Below are 15,150 nucleotides of genomic sequence, written 5' to 3'. Positions count from 1 at the left end.
TTGGGTATGTGTAATTGCGAAGCGGGCCCGCCAGAGGTCCCGCACGAGGAAGCGCCAATGTTCCGATCAAGCTGGCCCGTGGCCCGTCTCGGGGCCCTGAGTCTCGCCGCTTCGCTCTGGATCCCCAGCGGGCTCCCGACGGCGCTGGCGCAATCGGCCGAGCCCGGCCCGCCGTCGACATCCGCGGCCGCGCCCGCCCCGTCCGCGGCTCCGGCTCCCGCCCAGGCCCCGAAGTCCGGCGACCCGGCACTTGCGGCCGTCGTGGAGGCCGGGCGGCAGCTCTACCTGGACAATTGCCGCCAATGCCACGGCACCCGGGGCACGGCGGGCGTCCCGCTCGCCAAGAATCCGAGGCTCGCGGGCGACCCGGGCCACCTGATCTGGGCCATCCTGACCGGGCCGGGATACATGCCCGAATTCGCTCCCGTGCTGTCCGACGAGCAGATCGCCGCGATCTCCACGTACATCATGAACAGCTGGGGCAACGAATACGGTCCCGTCACCGCTCAAAACGTGCAGGGCATGCGCTGAGCAGAGCGCGCGAAGCGCCCAACCCTCTCGTCGGAATGCGCTTGTTTGCGAGGAGGAGAAAGATGACTCTACGATTCCTGCTGGCCACCGCTCCGGTGGCGCTTCTGGCTTGCGCGACGGGTGCCGCGGCCCAGGTCGGCTCCTACGAGCCGGTGACGGCCGCGAGGCTCGCCAATCCCGAACCGGGGAACTGGCTCAGCATTCGCCGCACCTACGACGGGCAGTCCCACAGCCCGCTGAAGCAGATCAACGCCGAGAACGTCGCCAAGCTGAAGCCGGTGTGGAGCGCCCCGACCGGCCCGCGCCAGAAGCTCACGTCTTTCGCCGCGCTGCCGGCGGATCCGGCCAACCAGGCGCCTCCGCTCGTGAACAACGGCGTGATGATCGTCTCGGCCGCCGACAACCAGGTCATCGCGTTCGACGTGAAGACCGGCAAGGAGATCTGGCGCTACCGCTGGACGCTTCCGGAGAAGCTCGTCCCGGTTCACCCCACCAACCGCGGCGCCGCCTTGTGGGGTGACAAGGTCTTCTTCGCCACGCTCGACGCGAAGCTCGTCGCCCTCGACGCCAAGACGGGCAACAAGCTGTGGGACCGCCAGATCGCCAACTGGGAGGAGGGCTACTACATGACCCTCGCGCCCCTGGTGGTGAACGGCAAGGTCATGGTCGGCGTCTCGGGCGGCGAGTTCGGCATCCGCGGCTTCGTGGAGGCCTCCGACGCCGACACGGGCAAGTCCCTGTGGAAGACCTACACCATCCCGTCGCCGGACCAGCCGGGCGGCAAGACCTGGCCGGGCGACACCTGGAAGCGCGGCGGCGGCCCGATCTGGATCACCGGAAACTACGACGCACAGAACAACACCACCTATTGGGGCGTCGGCAACGCAGCGCCCTGGGTCGGTGCCCTGCGCCCAGGCGACAATCTCTACACCGCCTCGACGATCGGGATCGACCCGGACACCGGCGCCATCAAGACGCATTTCCAGTACCACCACAACGACACCTGGGACTGGGACGAGACCACCCCTCCGACCCTGATCGACCTCGACAACGGCGGCCAGAAGCAGCAGCTCGCGGTCAAGTTCGCCCGCAACGGCTGGGTCTACAAACTCGACCGGCAAGGCGGCAAGCTGACCTTCGTGGAGGGCAAGCCCTACGTCTTCCAGAACGTGTTCAAGGGCCTGGACCCGAAGACCGGCCGGCCGGAGTACAATCCGGAACGGGTGGCCGGGGTCGGCAAGCGCGCCGACTTCTGCCCGTCGGCCTGGGGCGGGCGCGACTGGTCCGGGGAAGCCTACGATCCGGCGCTCGGCTACGTCTTCATCCCCGTCAACGAGAACCACTGCGGCTCCATGGAGGGCGCGGAGGTCGAGTACGAGCCCGGCGTGCTCTATCTCGGGTCGGGCCTGGAGATGAAGCCGACCGAGGCGGCCAAGGACCATATCGGGGCCGTGCAGGCCTGGGACGTGAAGACGCTGACCAAGGTCTGGCAGGTGAACTTCAAGTCGCCGAATTGGGGACCGATGCTCACCACCGCCGGCGGGCTCGTCTTCTCGGGCGGCACCAACGACGCGGAGTTCCGCGCCTTCGACGCCAAGACCGGCAAGGTGCTGTGGAGCCAACGGCTGGACGGCGGTATCGTCTCGCCCCCGATCAGCTTCGAGCGGGACGGCAAGCAGTACATCGCCGTGACCACGGGCTGGGGCGTCGATGCCGGCCGCTTCCAGGGATTCATCGACGCCGCCTGGGGCACCAAGACCGAGGTGCCGCTCGGCGGGACCGTGTGGGTCTTCGCCGTGCCCTGAACCGGGTGAGGCATCGCGTGCGGCCCCAGGGCCGCACGTTCCCTTCGAAGCCCGTGCGGAGGTCTACGCCATGGCCTTGCTGACCCGGACGGCGGCTCTCCAGGCCGCGCTCTCCGTCTCTGTCGCGCTCGCCCTGCAGGTGCTGCCGGCCGCGGCCGGCTGGGAACTCCGCGTCTGCGCGGATCCCGACAACCTGCCCTACTCGAACCGGGCCGGCGAGGGCTTCGACAATCGCATCGCCGAGATCCTGGCCCGGGACCTCGGGGCTCGCCTCGTCACCGTATGGCTTCCCGACCTGCGCGGCCGGACCCGGCAGCGCTTCGTGCAAGGGGGCGAGTGCGACATGGTCATGGGCGTGATCGACGGGCAGGCCGGGTTCCTGACCAGCTACGCCTACTACCGCACCGGCTATGTATTCCTGCATCGCCAGGACGCCCCTTTCGAGATCTCGTCGCTCGACGACCCCGTCCTGAAGCGCCTGCGCATCGGACTGCCCGGCGGCACGGCCAAGCTGGTGCCCCCGGCCGTCGCCCTGGCCAACCGGGGGATCGTCGAGAACCAGGTCCACTTCATCGACCGCCGGGAGCCGGGCCGGGCGTTTCCTCCCGTGCTCGAAGCCCTGAGCGAGGGCTCCATCGACATCGCCGTCGTCTGGGGCCCGGTCGCCGGAGACTTCGTACGGCAACGCCCCGGCTTCGCGCTGACCCCCGTCACGCCCGAGATCGACGTGCCGTTCATCCCGATGGTGGCCTCCCTGGCGATCGGCTTCCGCCCGGAGGACGAAGGGCTGCGCGAGGACGTGGATGCGGCCCTGGCGCGCAACTGGGACCGGTTGCGCGAGGTCCTGACCGGAGCGGGCGTGCCACTCGTCGACATGCCGGCTCCGGCCGAAAGCCTCGGCAGGAGGGATTGATGCCCGCCGTCCCGTTCACCCGACGCAGCGTCCTGGCGGGGGGTCTCGCCGCCCTCGCGGCGCCGCGACCGTTGCGGGCGACGGAGGCCCGGTCGGTCCGGATCGGCGCCGTCCTGCCGATCGGCGGCGGGGCCATCCCGGCCGGCCGGATCAACCTCCGGCAGGTCGGGGAGGTGGCGCGCACGGGCCTCGTCCTCGCCGAGGAGGACGCCTCCCTGAACGCGGGCCTCCTGGGCTGGTCCGCGGTCGTCAGGACGGCGAACGCCCCGACCGCCGAGACGGTGGAGCGGGCCGCCCGCCGCCTGGTGGAGCGCGAGGGCGTGTCCGTCCTGGTCGGCGGCTACACCCGTGCCGAGGCCGAAGTCCTCTCGCGGGTCGCGGAGGAGACCGGAGCGCTCTACCTGAACGTCGGGGCGACCAGCGACGCCTTGCGGCAAGCCGCCTGCCGTGCGGGCACGTTCCACGTCGAGGCCAGCGCGGCGATGTATCTCGACGCGATCTTCGGGTGGTACGTCCGGGCGGGCTTTCGGCGCTGGCACCTCGTCCGCGACGAGGATCCGGAGAATGTCGCCCGCCACGACCGGGCCCTTGCGGCGCTCAAGAGCCGGCACTGGGCCGTCGAGGTCACGGGGACCGGCGTTCTCGCGCAGGACGACTCCCGCCGGGGTCCGGCCGTGCTCGCCGAGATCGGTCGGGCGCGGCCCCAGGTGGTGCTGCTTCTGACGGACTGGCGCAGCCAGCTCGATTTCCTGTCGCGCTTCCAGGCGGCGGAACTGGGCGCCGCGGTGGTCGGCTTCCCGGAGCCCGCCACGCAGACGCGCGACTACTATCTGGCCGCCAACCGGGCCGCACCCGTCGCCGGGAGCGGCCGCCGGGCCGCGCTCTGGGAAGCGACGCTCGACGCCTACGGGGCCCGCGAACTCAACGCCCGCTTCGCGGCCCGGTGGGGGCGCCCCATGGATCCGCCGGCCTGGACCGCCTACCAGGCGGTCAAGATCGCGGTGGAGGCCGCGATCGCGACCGGCTCGACGGAGGGGCGCGACCTCGCCGCCCACCTCGCCGGCGACGCGACGGTGTTCGACGTCAGCAAGGGGATCGGCGTGAGCTTCAGGCCCTGGGACCATCAGCTGCGGCAGTCGCTCTACCTCGTGAAGATCAACGAGCAGGCCTCGGATTCGCTGGCCCTGGAGGCGCTCGCGGCCCGGGCCTCGCTCGAGGGCGAGCTGCCGGCGATCTACATGCCGGGCACCGATCCCGTCCAGCGGCTCGACCAGATCGGGGACGTCGCCGCATCCGCCCGATGCGGGCCGAAGGGAGGATGACATGGGTCGCGCCACGCCGTTCGCAGCTTCGCTCGGCTTCATCCTGACCCTCGCGGCCGCCGCCGCGGCAGAGCCCTATCGGCTCTACGTGTCGAACGAGCACGATGCGAGCATCACCATCATCGACCCGGTCAAGGGGATCGCGACGGGCGTGATCCCGATCTCCAGCCGTCCCGGCGAGGTGAGGCCACGCGGGCTCGCGATCAGTCCGAACGGCGAGACGATCTATGCCGCGGTCAGCGATTTCCTGCCTCGGACGGAGAGCCCGGAAGACGCGATCGTGGCCATCGACGTGGCGTCCAACACGATCGTGCGGCGGTACCACGCGGGCGGCAATCCCGAGCGGGTGGCGATCAGCCCCGACGGCAAGCAGATCTGGGCGGCCCTGGAAGCCAGGGCCCAGGTGGTGGGCATCGACGTCGACAGCGGCGAGGAACTCGGGCGTTTCCAGACGGGCGTCGAATCGGAGGGCGTGGCGGTGAGCCCGGACGGGCGCTTCGTCTACGTCACGGCCGAGACCAGCCACACGGTGACGGTCGTCGACGCGCAGGCGCTCAAGGTCGTCACCCACCTGCTGGTCGGCAACAGGCCGCGCGACGTGGTGTTCGCGCCGGACGGCAAACGCGCCTACGTCTCCGCCGAGATCGGCGGCACCATCACGGTGATCGACACCGCCCGCCACAAGGTGGTCCAGACCATCAACCTCGGCCTCGACTCCCGGCCCGTGGAACTGGACCTCAGTCCGGACGGGGCCAGGCTCTACGTCGCCGGGGGCGGGACCAATGCGGTCTACGTGGTCGACACGGCGACCGGCAAGGTCGTGAAGGTTGTCAAGGAGCGCATGGGCCGCCGGCCTTGGGGTATCGCGGTCAGCCCCGACGGGAGCCGCATTTTCACCGCGAACGGGCTTTCGGACAGCGTCGGGCTGGTCGGTGCGGGCTGCCTCTGCGTGGAGGGCGAGGTGGCGGCGGGGCGCGGGGCGCATTCGGTGAAAGTGGGGGTCGTCCATGCCGCGCGCTGAGACCTGCGTCGCCCTCGCGCTGACGGCCCTGCTCGTCGCGCCCGCCTCGGGGCAGGAGACCTCGGCGCGCAGTCCCTTCCGGGACCAATCGGTGGCGCTCGCACAGGCCGCCGCGCTGGAGCGGATCGAGGCGGCCGGCCGCGGGCTCGCCGTCACCGCCGCCGTGCGGGCCGGGGCCGGCGGGCCCCCGGGGCCCCAGGACCTGGAGGGAGAGGACGAGATCAAGGCATCGCTGGCCGTCGCGGTGCAACAGGTCCGGGCGAGCCTCGCCGCCGCGGATCCGGAGACCGCCGCCGCGCTGGGCGACGCGGTGTCGGCCGTGCTGGCGGAGGACGAGGCCGACGGCCGCGCCGATCCGCGCCGTGCCGGGCTGGCGGCGCTGGCGCAACGCGGTCGCGCCGCCCTGGTCCCGCCCGAACTCGGCGACGATCCGGGGTTCCGGGCGGCTCTCGTCGCGGCGTTGCTCCTCGACGAGGGCGGCGTCGCGGACGCCTACGAGGAGGCGGTCGGCGGCGAGCGTGCCGCCTATGCGGTCGGCTTCGCGGCGCTCGACCGGGTGAGGGTGCACCTGTCGGCCCTTCAGCCCAGGCTCGGGGGCGACGAAGCGGCCGCCCTCGCGGCCGCCGTCTCCGCGCTGGCGGACCTCTTCCCCACCCCGACCGCCCCCTCGGCCCTGTCGCCCGATCCGGAAGACGCGGAGGCCCTTGCGCAACAGCTCGTCGCAAGCCTCGAGACGGCCGTCGGCGCGGACCTCTACCCCGGGCGCGATTTCGCCGACGCCGCGGCGGTGATCCGGGATCTCGCCGGGGACGGATGCGCGGCGGTCGCGGGCGGCGCCGGGGCGGCGGGCCTGGAGCGGCTCGCGATCGCCCGATCCTATTACCTCCGGACCATCTCGGCGCCGCTGAAGGTCGTGGCGCCGGAGCTCGCCAAGCGGATCCGGGCCGGCCTCTACCCGGTCCGGGACGGGGAGGGCGACGCCATGGCGGCGGCCTGCCCGGATCTTCTCGACGCACTCGCGGCCGGCCGATCGGTGCTGGCGCCATGACCCGCCCGGACACCATCGTCGAGTGCCTCGGCCTCGGCCGGTCCTACGGCGACCGGGTCGCGGTGGACTCGATCGCCTTCTCGATGGCGGAGGGCGAGTTCTTCGCTCTCCTGGGCCCCAACGGCGCGGGCAAGTCCACCCTTCTCAACATGCTGACGACCCTCGTCGCGCCGAGCCGCGGGGAGGCGCGCGTGGCCGGGGCCGACATCCGGCGGGAGGCCGATCGCGTCCGCGCCGCCCTCGGGATCGTGTTCCAGGATTCGTCGCTGGACGACCGACTGACCGCGGCTCAGAACCTGCGGATCCACGCCGCGCTGCACGGCATGGGGCGGGCGGGCCCGGAGGCTGTCGCGGCGGGCCTCGCCTGGGCCGGGCTCGAGGCGGTGGCGGACCAGCGGGTCGGCCGTCTTTCGGGCGGGATGCGGCGGCGGCTCGAACTCGCGCGCGCCCTGATGCATCGTCCCCGCCTGCTCATCCTGGACGAGCCCACGCTCGGTCTCGACGTGCAGGCTCGCCGGGACCTCTGGAGCCGCATCGCGACCCTTCGGGACCGGGGCCTGTCGGTCCTGATGACCACGCATTTCATCCAGGAGGCCGAAGCCTGCAGCCGGGTCGGCGTGATCGACGGCGGGCGCCTCGTCGCTCTCGGGACGCCCCTGGAGCTGCGTGCCCGCCATGGCGGCACCGGGCTCGAGGACGTCTTCGTCACGCTGACGGGGCAGAAGCCGCGCGATGGCGATGCCGGTGGGCGGGAGCGGCCGGCCGTCGCGCGCAAACGAGCCGGAGCCTGGATCCGATGACCGCCTTCTCCGACAGCTCGCCGGTGCGCCGCGCCCTCGAACTCGACATCGTCCAGGTCATGTGGTGGCGGGAGCTGGTGCGCTACGGCCGCGATCGCTCGCAGATGTTCGGCGGCCTGTCGCGCACCCTGCTCTGGCTCGTGGTGCTCGGGTTCGGGCTCGGGGCGACGTTGCGGGAGATCGAGGGCTATTCCTACGCGCAGTACATCCTGCCCGGGGTCGTCATCCTCAACGTCCTGTTCGCCTCGCTGCAGTCGGCGATGGCGCTCGTCTGGGATCGCCAGACGGGGCTCATGCGGGAGGTGCTGACGTCGCCTGCGCCGATGCTGTCCGTCGTGCTCGGCAAGGTCGCGGGCGGCGCGACCGTCGCGGTCATCCAGGGATCGATCCCCCTGGCCTTCGCGCCTCTGCTCGGGTTCGACCTTTCCCTCGCCAAGGTCCTCATGGCCTGGGCGGTGATGGCCTCGACCGGCGTCACCATCACGGCGGTCGGCATCGTGATCGCCTGCCGGTCGAGCGCCTTCGAGAGCTTCGGGAGCGTCTCGAACGGGGTGATCCAGCCGCTCTACTTCCTGTCCGGGGCCATATTCCCGCTGAAGGGTATCGTCGGGGGCGCGGGCTTTCTCGACATCCCCGCATCGCTCCGGGCCGAACTGCGGCGCTACGGCGTCTATGCCATCGGGGGCGGGTGGGTCGTGGAGCTGCCGGACTGGCTGAAGCTCCTGGTCCACCTCAATCCGGTCAGCTACCCGCTGGATCTCCTGCGGCTCGTGCTTCTCGGCTTCGGCCAACTCCCCCTCGCGGCCAGCCTGTGTGCGGTGACGATCTTGCCGGCTATCATGCTCGCGGTCGCGGCCCGCTCCATGGCGGGCCTGCGCCAACCCTGACGACGGCCACGGGCGCGCTTGACTCGAAGTCGCCGCGTCAGTATGAATTCTGAATTCAGTATTCAAGGCGCCGGATCAAGGCCTGCGCCAGCATCGGAGGGCAAGATGCGTCAGGGGCTGCCGAGCGTCGGCGAGATGATCCGGGGTCACGCCCGGCTGCGGCCGGACGCCTTGGGGGTGCGCGATCTCGAGCGATCGATGACGTTCAGCGCGTGGGACCGGCGCGCCTGCCGGCTCGCGAACGCCCTGACGGGGCTCGGCCTCACGCAGGGCAGCCGGGTCGCCGTGCTCGCCTACAACTGCGTCGAATGGGCGGAGATCTATGTGGCGGTGGCCAAGACCGGCCTGATCGCCGTTCCGATCAACTTCCGCCTCAGTGCCCCCGAGGTCGCCTATTGCGTGCAGGACTCGGGATCGGCGGCCGTGATCGCCCAGCACGGGCTGCACGGCCTGATCGAGGAGGTCCGCGCGGACTTAGCAGTTCCGGACGGCAACCTGATCGTCTTCGGGACGGATCGGGCCGTTCCGGGCTGGCGCGGCTACGAGGACCTGCTGGCCGCGGCGAGCGACCGCGAGCCGGGAACCCGGGTCGCCCCCGGCGATCCCTGGACGCTGATGTACACCTCGGGCACCACCGGCAAGCCGAAGGGTGTGGTCAGGACGCACGAGAGCGGGGCGTTGCTGTCGCTGGTGACCGAGGTGGAACTCGGCATCGGCCGGGGCGACGACGCCTTGCTGGTCATGCCCATGTGCCACGCGAACTCAGTCAATTTTTTCGGCGCCTTCAGCTATTGCGGGGGCGTGACCTCGATCTACTCGCGGGCGAGCTTCGACCCGGAGCATTGCCTGCGCACGCTCGGCCAGTCCGGCGCCACGTTCACCTCCCTGGTGCCTACTCACTACATCATGATGCTCGGCCTGCCGGAGGCCGTCCGGACCCGGTACGAGCTCGGCCGGATGGCCAAGCTCATGATCTCCTCGGCCCCGGCGCGCGCCGACACCAAGCGGGCCGTGATGGAGATGTTTCCGAACTCCGGCCTGTTCGAGCTCTACGGCTCCAGCGAGGCCGGCTGGGTCACCATGCTGCATCCCGACGAGCAGTTCACGCATCTGGGCACCGTCGGGCGCGAATGCGTCGGGACCGCTCCCATCCGCCTCCTCGACGAGCAGGGCGTGGAGGTCGCCGACGGCCAGCCTGGCGAGCTCTACTCCTGCACGCCCTACACCTTCTCCCACTATTGGAACCAGCCCGAGAAGACCGCCGAGGCCTTCCGCGGCGACTACTGCACGGTCGGCGACATGGGCGTGCGGGACGGCGAGGGCTACATCCGCCTGATCGACCGCAAGAAGAACATGATCATCTCGGGCGGCGAGAACATCTACCCGTCCGAGGTCGAGGCCGTCCTCGGCGCCTGCCCGAAGGTCAAGGACGTGGCCATCGTGGGCCTCCCGGACGACCGCTGGGGCGAGCGCGTCCACGGGGTCGTGGTCCTGCACGAGGGCGTGCAGGCGAGCGAGGCCGAACTGATCGAGTGGTGCCGCGACCGCATCGCCGGCTACAAGAAGCCCCGCTCGATTTCCTTCTTCGCCGACGAGCAGATGCCGCGGACCGCCACCGGGAAGGTGCAGCACCGCCTGCTCAGAGACCAGCTCACGTCCACCGCAGAAAACCAGGAAAAGGGAGGTCGCGCATGACCGTCGGACAGGAGACCCGCGGGACGTCCGCACCGAGCCAGGATCTCAACAGCGATCCGCTCTCCTGCGCGGCCTGGATCGCCCGCTTCCTGCAGGCGCGCGGCGTGGACCGCGTCTTCGGGCTCCAGGGTGGCCACATCCAGCCGATCTGGGACCATGTGGCCCGGCTGGGCATCCGCATCGTCGACTGCCGGCACGAGGGAGCGGCCGTCCACATGGCCCATGCCCATGCCGAACTGACCGGTACCGTCGGGGTCGTCATGGTCACGGCGGGGCCGGGCGTCACCAACACCGTGACGTCCGCCGCCAATGCCTCGCTGGCGCGCGCGCCGGTGCTCATCATCGGCGGCTGCACGTCCCGTCCGCAGGCCAATATGGGGCCGCTCCAGGACATCCCGCATGTCTCGATCCTGGCCCCCGTCTGCCGCTATGCCAGGACCGCGCGGGTGCCCGAGCAGGTCATCCGCGAGATGGACGAGGCCGTCGCGCGGGCCATGGGGGATCTCGGCGAGCCCGGGCCCGCCTATATCGAGGTTCCGACCGACGTTCTGCGCACTCACGTGCCCGCGGCGCTGGTCCTCGACGAATGGATGGCGCCGAAGCCGCCCCGGATCCTCCCGCCCGACCCGACGGCGGTCGCGGCTGCCGCCGACGCGATCCTCGCGGCCCGCCGTCCGCTGGTCGTGACCGGCCGCGGCGCGCGCGGCGCGGGGCCGGCGCTGCTGCGGCTCCTCGACGCCTCGGGGGCCGTCTACCTCGACACGCAGGAAAGCCGAGGCCTGGTCCCGACCGACCATCCGTCGTTCGTCGGCGCCATGCGGGGCGCCGTCATGGGGGAGGCCGACCTCGTGGTGGTGGTCGGGCGCAAGCTCGACTATCAGCTCGGCTACGGGTCCCCGGCGGTGTTCCCGCAGGCGCGCTTCATCCGCGTCGCCGACAATGCCGGCGAGCTGATCGACAATCGGCGTGGCGCCCCGGAGTTGCTCGCCACCCCGACGCTGGCGCTGGAGGCCATCGTCGAGGCGATGGGCAACCGCGCTCCGGCGGTCGACCGCGCCTGGACCGAAGGCACGCGCCGGCGGCATTCGGAGCGGTCGTCTCCCAAGGGCGGCAACGCGGTGCCGTCGCGCGGCGCGGACGGCAAGATCCACCCGGCGGCCATCTTCGACGCCATCCGTGAGGTGGCCGATCCCGACTACGTCGCCATCGCGGACGGCGGCGATCTGCTGAGTTTCGCCCGCGTCGGGCTGGAGGCGACGACCTATCTGGATGCCGGGGCGTTCGGGTGCCTCGGCGTGGGCGTGCCCTTCGCGGTCGCGGCGGCGCTGGCCTTCCCGGATCGGCAGGTGATCTCGATCAACGGCGACGGCGCCTACGGCCTCAACGCCATGGAGATCGACACGGCGGTCCGGCACGGCGCCAAGGCGGTGTTCATCGTGTCCAACAACGCCGCCTGGAACATCGAGCGCTACGACCAGCAGGAGAACTACGGCGGCCGGGTGGTCGGCACCACGCTGCGCCATTCCGACTACGCCGGCATGGCCCGTTCGCTCGGCCTGCACGGGGAGAGGGTCGAGGACCCCTCGGACCTCGCCGGCGCGCTCCGGCGGGCCCTCGACAACGCCCCCGCGGTCATCGACGTCGTGACTTCCCAGTCCGTGGTGTCGTCCGACGCCCGCAAGGGTCTCGGCTTCGTGCCCGACTTCCAGCCACTGACCGCCTGGGACGACGCCGAGCGCCGGCGCAGGGGGCTCGCATGACCGCTCGCGACCACGCCGAACCCGCGGGGAGCCTCGGCTTCACCCTGCCGCCGGAGATCGAGGACATCCGGCGCCGCGTCCGCGCCTTCGTGGACGAGCACGTGCTCCCGGTCGAGGCCGACCGGGGGAACTGGGACGAACACGACAACATCCGCGACTCGGCGCTCGGACCGCTCCGCGCCAGGGCGAAGGCCGCGGGCCTCTGGGCCCCGCAGGCGCCCCGCGCCATGGGCGGCATGGGCCTGCCGGTCGTCGGCCGGGCGGTGATGTACGAGGAGGCGAACCGCTCGATCTTCGGACCCGCGGTGTTCAACTGCGCCGCCCCGGACGACGGCAACATCGACCTCCTGTCCCGCGTCGCCACGCCGGACCAGCGGCAACGCTGGCTTCAGCCGATCGTGGACGGCCGCATCCGGTCCTCGTTCGTCATGACCGAACCGTCGCCGGGCGGCGGCTCCGATCCGGGCATGATCCGGACCTCGGCCGAGCGCCGCGGCGACGTCTGGCGCGTCACCGGCCGCAAGTGGTTCATCACGGGGGCCGCGGACGCGACGCACTTCATCCTGATCGCGCGCACCGACCCGAATCCGGAGGAGAAGCGCCGCCACCTGACGGCCTTCCTGTTCCACAAGGACCAGCCTGGGTGGCACATCGTCCGGCGCATCGGCATCATGGGACCCGAAGAGCACGGCGGCCATTGCGAGCTCGCCTTCGACGGGCTGGAGATCCCGGATTCCGATCGGCTCCTCGGCGTCGGCGACGGCCTGAAGGTCACCCAGGTGAGGCTCGGCACGGCCCGCCTCACGCACTGCATGCGCTGGCTCGGGCTGGCGAAGCGGGCCATGGGCGTCGCCCAGGACTACGTGCAGGAGCGCGAGGGCTTCGGCATCCGCCTCAGCGACCGGGAGTCGGTCCGCCTGATGCTCGGGCGCATGGCCCACGACATCCAGATCGGCCGCCTTCTGGTGATGCACGCCGCCTGGAAGCTCGATCAGGGCGACTTCGCGCGCAAGGAGGTCTCGATGGCCAAGATCCACGTGGCCGACACCCTCCATAACGCCGTCGACGGGGCGATCCAGCTCTGCGGCGCGAAGGGCTATTCGCGCGATACAATCCTGGAGTGGATCTATCGCTACGCGCGTCAGGCCCGGCTGGTGGACGGCGCCTCCGAGGTGCACAGGATGGTGCTGGCCGACGCCTATGCGCGCGATCGGGACGACTTCTGGCGGTGGGGCCGATGAGAACGCTGGTGGACAACGCCGCTCTCGACGCCTGGCTCGCGCGGGTCCTGCCGGCCCGCGAGGCTCGGGTCGAAAAGGCCGAGAAGCTTTCGGGCGGCGCGATCCAGGAGAGCTGGGGCCTCGCCGTGCGCGCGGACGGCAGCGTCCGCCAGCTGGTCCTTCGCCGCGACTCGGAAGGGACGATCGCGGCGAGCCGGTCCCGCAAGGACGAGCACAGGCTGCTCGAGGCGGCCTGGGCCGCCGGCGTGGCGGTCCCCCGCCCGATCGCCTTCTGCGAGGACGAGACCGTGGCGGGCGGTCCCTTCGCGCTGGTGCAGCGGGTCTCCGGCGTCGGCTACGGGCCGAAGGTCGTGCGCGACGCGACGCTCGGCGGCGATCGGGCGGCCCTCGGGCGCGAGCTCGGCCGGCAGCTCGCGCGCATCCACGCGATCACGCCCGATGCCGCGCTCGCGGCCGTCCTCGGGCCGCGGCCCGCGGATCCCGCGCTCGCGCAAGTGGCGCATCTGCGCGAGAGCCTCGATGCGCTCGGGGCGAACCGGCCGGGTCTCGAATGGGCGCTGCGCTGGGCGGAGCGCCACGCTCCCGCGCCCGACGCGGTGGTGGTGACCCACCAGGATTTCCGGACTGGCAACTTCATGGTCGACGACACCGGCCTGACCGCGATCCTGGACTGGGAATTCGCGGGCTGGTCGGACCCGATGGCCGATCTCGGCTGGTTCTGCGCGGAATGCTGGCGCTTCTCCCGTCCGGACCTGGAGGCGGGCGGGCTTTGCGACCGGACCCCCTTCTACGAAGGCTACGAGCGCGAAAGCGGGCGGCGGATCGACCAGGGCCGCGTGCGGTGGTGGGAGATCCTCGCCCATGTCCGCTGGGCGGTGATCGCCCTGCAGCAGGCGGGGCGGCGCGCCAGCGGGACCGAGGCGTTGAGCCTCGCGCTGACGGGCCGGGTCGCCGACGGCCTGGAACTGATGGCCCTGCGCATGACCCCACCCGGAAAGGTCTCGGCATGAACCCGGACAGCATGGCTCTCCTGACCATGGCCTCGACGGTGCTGCGGGGCGTCGCTCCGCAACTCAACGGGGACGAGCGCTACGCGGTGCTTCTCGCCGCCAATGCCGTCGACACCGCCCGGCGCGACGCGGTGGCCGGCGATCGAAGCGACGCCGCGGGGTTCGCGCCGCCGCCGGATCCGGCCGCCATCCGGTCGGGCCTCCACGATGACGACGCGGCGCTCTACCGACGCCTGATGGCGCGCTCGGTGGTGCTCGCCTGGATCGCCAATCCGTCCTCGGTCACGGATGCGGAGCGTGCCGCCCATCTCGGGGGCCTGGCATGACCCCCGAACTCGCCGCCAAGTTCTCGCTCGCCGGGCGGGCCGCCATCGTGACGGGCGCCTCGGGCGCGCTCGGCGCGCGCTTCGCGGCGGTTCTCGCCGGGGCCGGGGCCTCGGTCGCGCTGGCGGCGCGGCGCACGGGCCAGATGACCGCGCTGCGCGACGAGATCCTGGCGCGGGGCGGCCGGGCGGTCGTCGTCGGGATGGACGTGACCGACACGAATTCCGTCGTCGCGGGCCTCGCCGAAGCGGAGGCGGCGTTCGGCCCGATCGACATCGTCGTCAACAACAGCGGCGTCGCCGAACCGGGCGCCGCGCTCGACCAGTCGGACGAGGACTGGGCGCGGGTCTTCTCCGTCAATCTCGACGGCGCCCGGCGCCTGTCGGTCGCCGCGGTCCGGCGGCTGGTCGCGGCGAAGAAGCCGGGGTCGATCGTCAACGTGGCGTCGATCCTCGGCCTCAGGCAGGGGGCCGGGGTGACCGCCTACGCGACCTCGAAGGCGGCGCTGATCCAGATGACGCGCCAGCATGCGCTGGAATGGGCGCGCCACGGCGTCAGAGTCAACGCGCTCGCCCCCGGCTACATCGAGACGGACATCAATCGCGACTTCTTCGCCACCGAGGCCGGACAGGCGCAGATCCGGCGGATCACCCAGCGCCGCCTCGGCCGGCCGGAGGAGCTCGACGGCGCCCTCCTGCTCCTGGCGTCCGATGCCGGGTCCTTCATGACCGGGACGGCCCTGGTGGTCGACGGGGGGCATCTCGTCTCGCCGCTGTGAAGCCGCGAGCCCCGG

14 protein-coding genes are annotated in these 15,150 nt (G+C 71.6%); all 14 read left to right on the top strand.

Annotated elements, in window-relative coordinates; translation table 11 throughout:
- The first annotated feature begins 57 nt into the window (after positions 1–57).
- The 14 genes from WBG79_RS25850 (at position 58) to WBG79_RS25785 (ending at position 15,135) form a co-directional block, all read left to right on the top strand.
- A complete protein-coding gene (locus WBG79_RS25850) occupies positions 58–531 on the top strand; it encodes a c-type cytochrome (protein WP_337360132.1) in 474 nt (157 codons plus the stop codon).
- A 62-nt stretch (positions 532–593) separates the two neighbouring features.
- Complete coding sequence (locus WBG79_RS25845) at positions 594–2,336, top strand: PQQ-dependent dehydrogenase, methanol/ethanol family (RefSeq protein ID WP_337360131.1); 1,743 nt, start codon at positions 594–596, stop codon at positions 2,334–2,336.
- Between the two features lie 70 nt (positions 2,337–2,406).
- Positions 2,407–3,249: a transporter substrate-binding domain-containing protein gene (locus tag WBG79_RS25840; RefSeq protein ID WP_337360130.1), complete on the top strand. Its 843-nt coding sequence runs from the start codon at positions 2,407–2,409 to the stop codon at positions 3,247–3,249.
- Complete coding sequence (locus WBG79_RS25835) at positions 3,249–4,571, top strand: ABC transporter substrate-binding protein (RefSeq protein WP_337360129.1); 1,323 nt, start codon at positions 3,249–3,251, stop codon at positions 4,569–4,571. The genes WBG79_RS25840 and WBG79_RS25835 overlap by 1 nt, the downstream gene beginning before the upstream one ends.
- A 1-nt stretch (position 4,572) precedes the next feature.
- A complete protein-coding gene (locus tag WBG79_RS25830; protein WP_337360128.1) occupies positions 4,573–5,592 on the top strand; it encodes a beta-propeller fold lactonase family protein in 1,020 nt (339 codons plus the stop codon).
- Entirely contained in the window at positions 5,579–6,640 is a 1,062-nt protein-coding gene (locus WBG79_RS25825; RefSeq protein WP_337360127.1) for a hypothetical protein, read from the top strand. Before WBG79_RS25830 ends, WBG79_RS25825 begins: the two co-directional genes overlap by 14 nt.
- Positions 6,637–7,440 (top strand): ABC transporter ATP-binding protein, encoded by an 804-nt coding sequence (locus tag WBG79_RS25820; protein ID WP_337360126.1) that lies wholly within the window; start codon positions 6,637–6,639, stop codon positions 7,438–7,440. Before WBG79_RS25825 ends, WBG79_RS25820 begins: the two co-directional genes overlap by 4 nt.
- Positions 7,437–8,327 (top strand): ABC transporter permease, encoded by an 891-nt coding sequence (locus tag WBG79_RS25815; RefSeq protein WP_337360125.1) that lies wholly within the window; start codon positions 7,437–7,439, stop codon positions 8,325–8,327. Before WBG79_RS25820 ends, WBG79_RS25815 begins: the two co-directional genes overlap by 4 nt.
- Before the next feature lie 105 nt (positions 8,328–8,432).
- On the top strand, positions 8,433–10,022 hold the full coding sequence (locus WBG79_RS25810) for a class I adenylate-forming enzyme family protein (protein ID WP_337360124.1): 1,590 nt from the start codon (positions 8,433–8,435) through the stop codon (positions 10,020–10,022).
- Positions 10,019–11,782: a thiamine pyrophosphate-binding protein gene (locus WBG79_RS25805; protein WP_337360123.1), complete on the top strand. Its 1,764-nt coding sequence runs from the start codon at positions 10,019–10,021 to the stop codon at positions 11,780–11,782. The genes WBG79_RS25810 and WBG79_RS25805 overlap by 4 nt, the downstream gene beginning before the upstream one ends.
- Positions 11,779–13,023 carry an acyl-CoA dehydrogenase family protein gene (locus WBG79_RS25800; RefSeq protein WP_337360122.1) on the top strand — a complete coding sequence of 415 codons (1,245 nt, stop codon included), beginning with the start codon at positions 11,779–11,781 and terminating at the stop codon, positions 13,021–13,023. Before WBG79_RS25805 ends, WBG79_RS25800 begins: the two co-directional genes overlap by 4 nt.
- Entirely contained in the window at positions 13,020–14,033 is a 1,014-nt protein-coding gene (locus WBG79_RS25795) for a phosphotransferase family protein (protein ID WP_337360121.1), read from the top strand. The genes WBG79_RS25800 and WBG79_RS25795 overlap by 4 nt, the downstream gene beginning before the upstream one ends.
- Positions 14,030–14,359 carry a hypothetical protein gene (locus tag WBG79_RS25790; protein ID WP_337360120.1) on the top strand — a complete coding sequence of 110 codons (330 nt, stop codon included), beginning with the start codon at positions 14,030–14,032 and terminating at the stop codon, positions 14,357–14,359. Before WBG79_RS25795 ends, WBG79_RS25790 begins: the two co-directional genes overlap by 4 nt.
- Entirely contained in the window at positions 14,356–15,135 is a 780-nt protein-coding gene (locus WBG79_RS25785) for an SDR family NAD(P)-dependent oxidoreductase (protein WP_337360119.1), read from the top strand. Before WBG79_RS25790 ends, WBG79_RS25785 begins: the two co-directional genes overlap by 4 nt.
- Positions 15,136–15,150 lie beyond the last annotated feature (15 nt).

It is taken from the genome of Prosthecomicrobium sp. N25 (genome assembly GCF_037203705.1).
In the GTDB taxonomy this organism is placed as follows: Bacteria; Pseudomonadota; Alphaproteobacteria; order Rhizobiales; family Ancalomicrobiaceae; genus Prosthecodimorpha.
This window is presented reverse-complemented; position numbering and strand designations above follow the sequence as displayed.

Coding starts and splice junctions, on each gene's coding strand:
- WBG79_RS25850 (WP_337360132.1), top strand. CDS start 58: ATGTTCCGATCAAGCTGGCCCGTGGCCCGTCTCGGGGCCCTGAGTCTC.
- WBG79_RS25845 (WP_337360131.1), top strand. CDS start 594: ATGACTCTACGATTCCTGCTGGCCACCGCTCCGGTGGCGCTTCTGGCT.
- WBG79_RS25840 (WP_337360130.1), top strand. CDS start 2,407: ATGGCCTTGCTGACCCGGACGGCGGCTCTCCAGGCCGCGCTCTCCGTC.
- WBG79_RS25835 (WP_337360129.1), top strand. CDS start 3,249: ATGCCCGCCGTCCCGTTCACCCGACGCAGCGTCCTGGCGGGGGGTCTC.
- WBG79_RS25830 (WP_337360128.1), top strand. CDS start 4,573: ATGGGTCGCGCCACGCCGTTCGCAGCTTCGCTCGGCTTCATCCTGACC.
- WBG79_RS25825 (WP_337360127.1), top strand. CDS start 5,579: ATGCCGCGCGCTGAGACCTGCGTCGCCCTCGCGCTGACGGCCCTGCTC.
- WBG79_RS25820 (WP_337360126.1), top strand. CDS start 6,637: ATGACCCGCCCGGACACCATCGTCGAGTGCCTCGGCCTCGGCCGGTCC.
- WBG79_RS25815 (WP_337360125.1), top strand. CDS start 7,437: ATGACCGCCTTCTCCGACAGCTCGCCGGTGCGCCGCGCCCTCGAACTC.
- WBG79_RS25810 (WP_337360124.1), top strand. CDS start 8,433: ATGCGTCAGGGGCTGCCGAGCGTCGGCGAGATGATCCGGGGTCACGCC.
- WBG79_RS25805 (WP_337360123.1), top strand. CDS start 10,019: ATGACCGTCGGACAGGAGACCCGCGGGACGTCCGCACCGAGCCAGGAT.
- WBG79_RS25800 (WP_337360122.1), top strand. CDS start 11,779: ATGACCGCTCGCGACCACGCCGAACCCGCGGGGAGCCTCGGCTTCACC.
- WBG79_RS25795 (WP_337360121.1), top strand. CDS start 13,020: ATGAGAACGCTGGTGGACAACGCCGCTCTCGACGCCTGGCTCGCGCGG.
- WBG79_RS25790 (WP_337360120.1), top strand. CDS start 14,030: ATGAACCCGGACAGCATGGCTCTCCTGACCATGGCCTCGACGGTGCTG.
- WBG79_RS25785 (WP_337360119.1), top strand. CDS start 14,356: ATGACCCCCGAACTCGCCGCCAAGTTCTCGCTCGCCGGGCGGGCCGCC.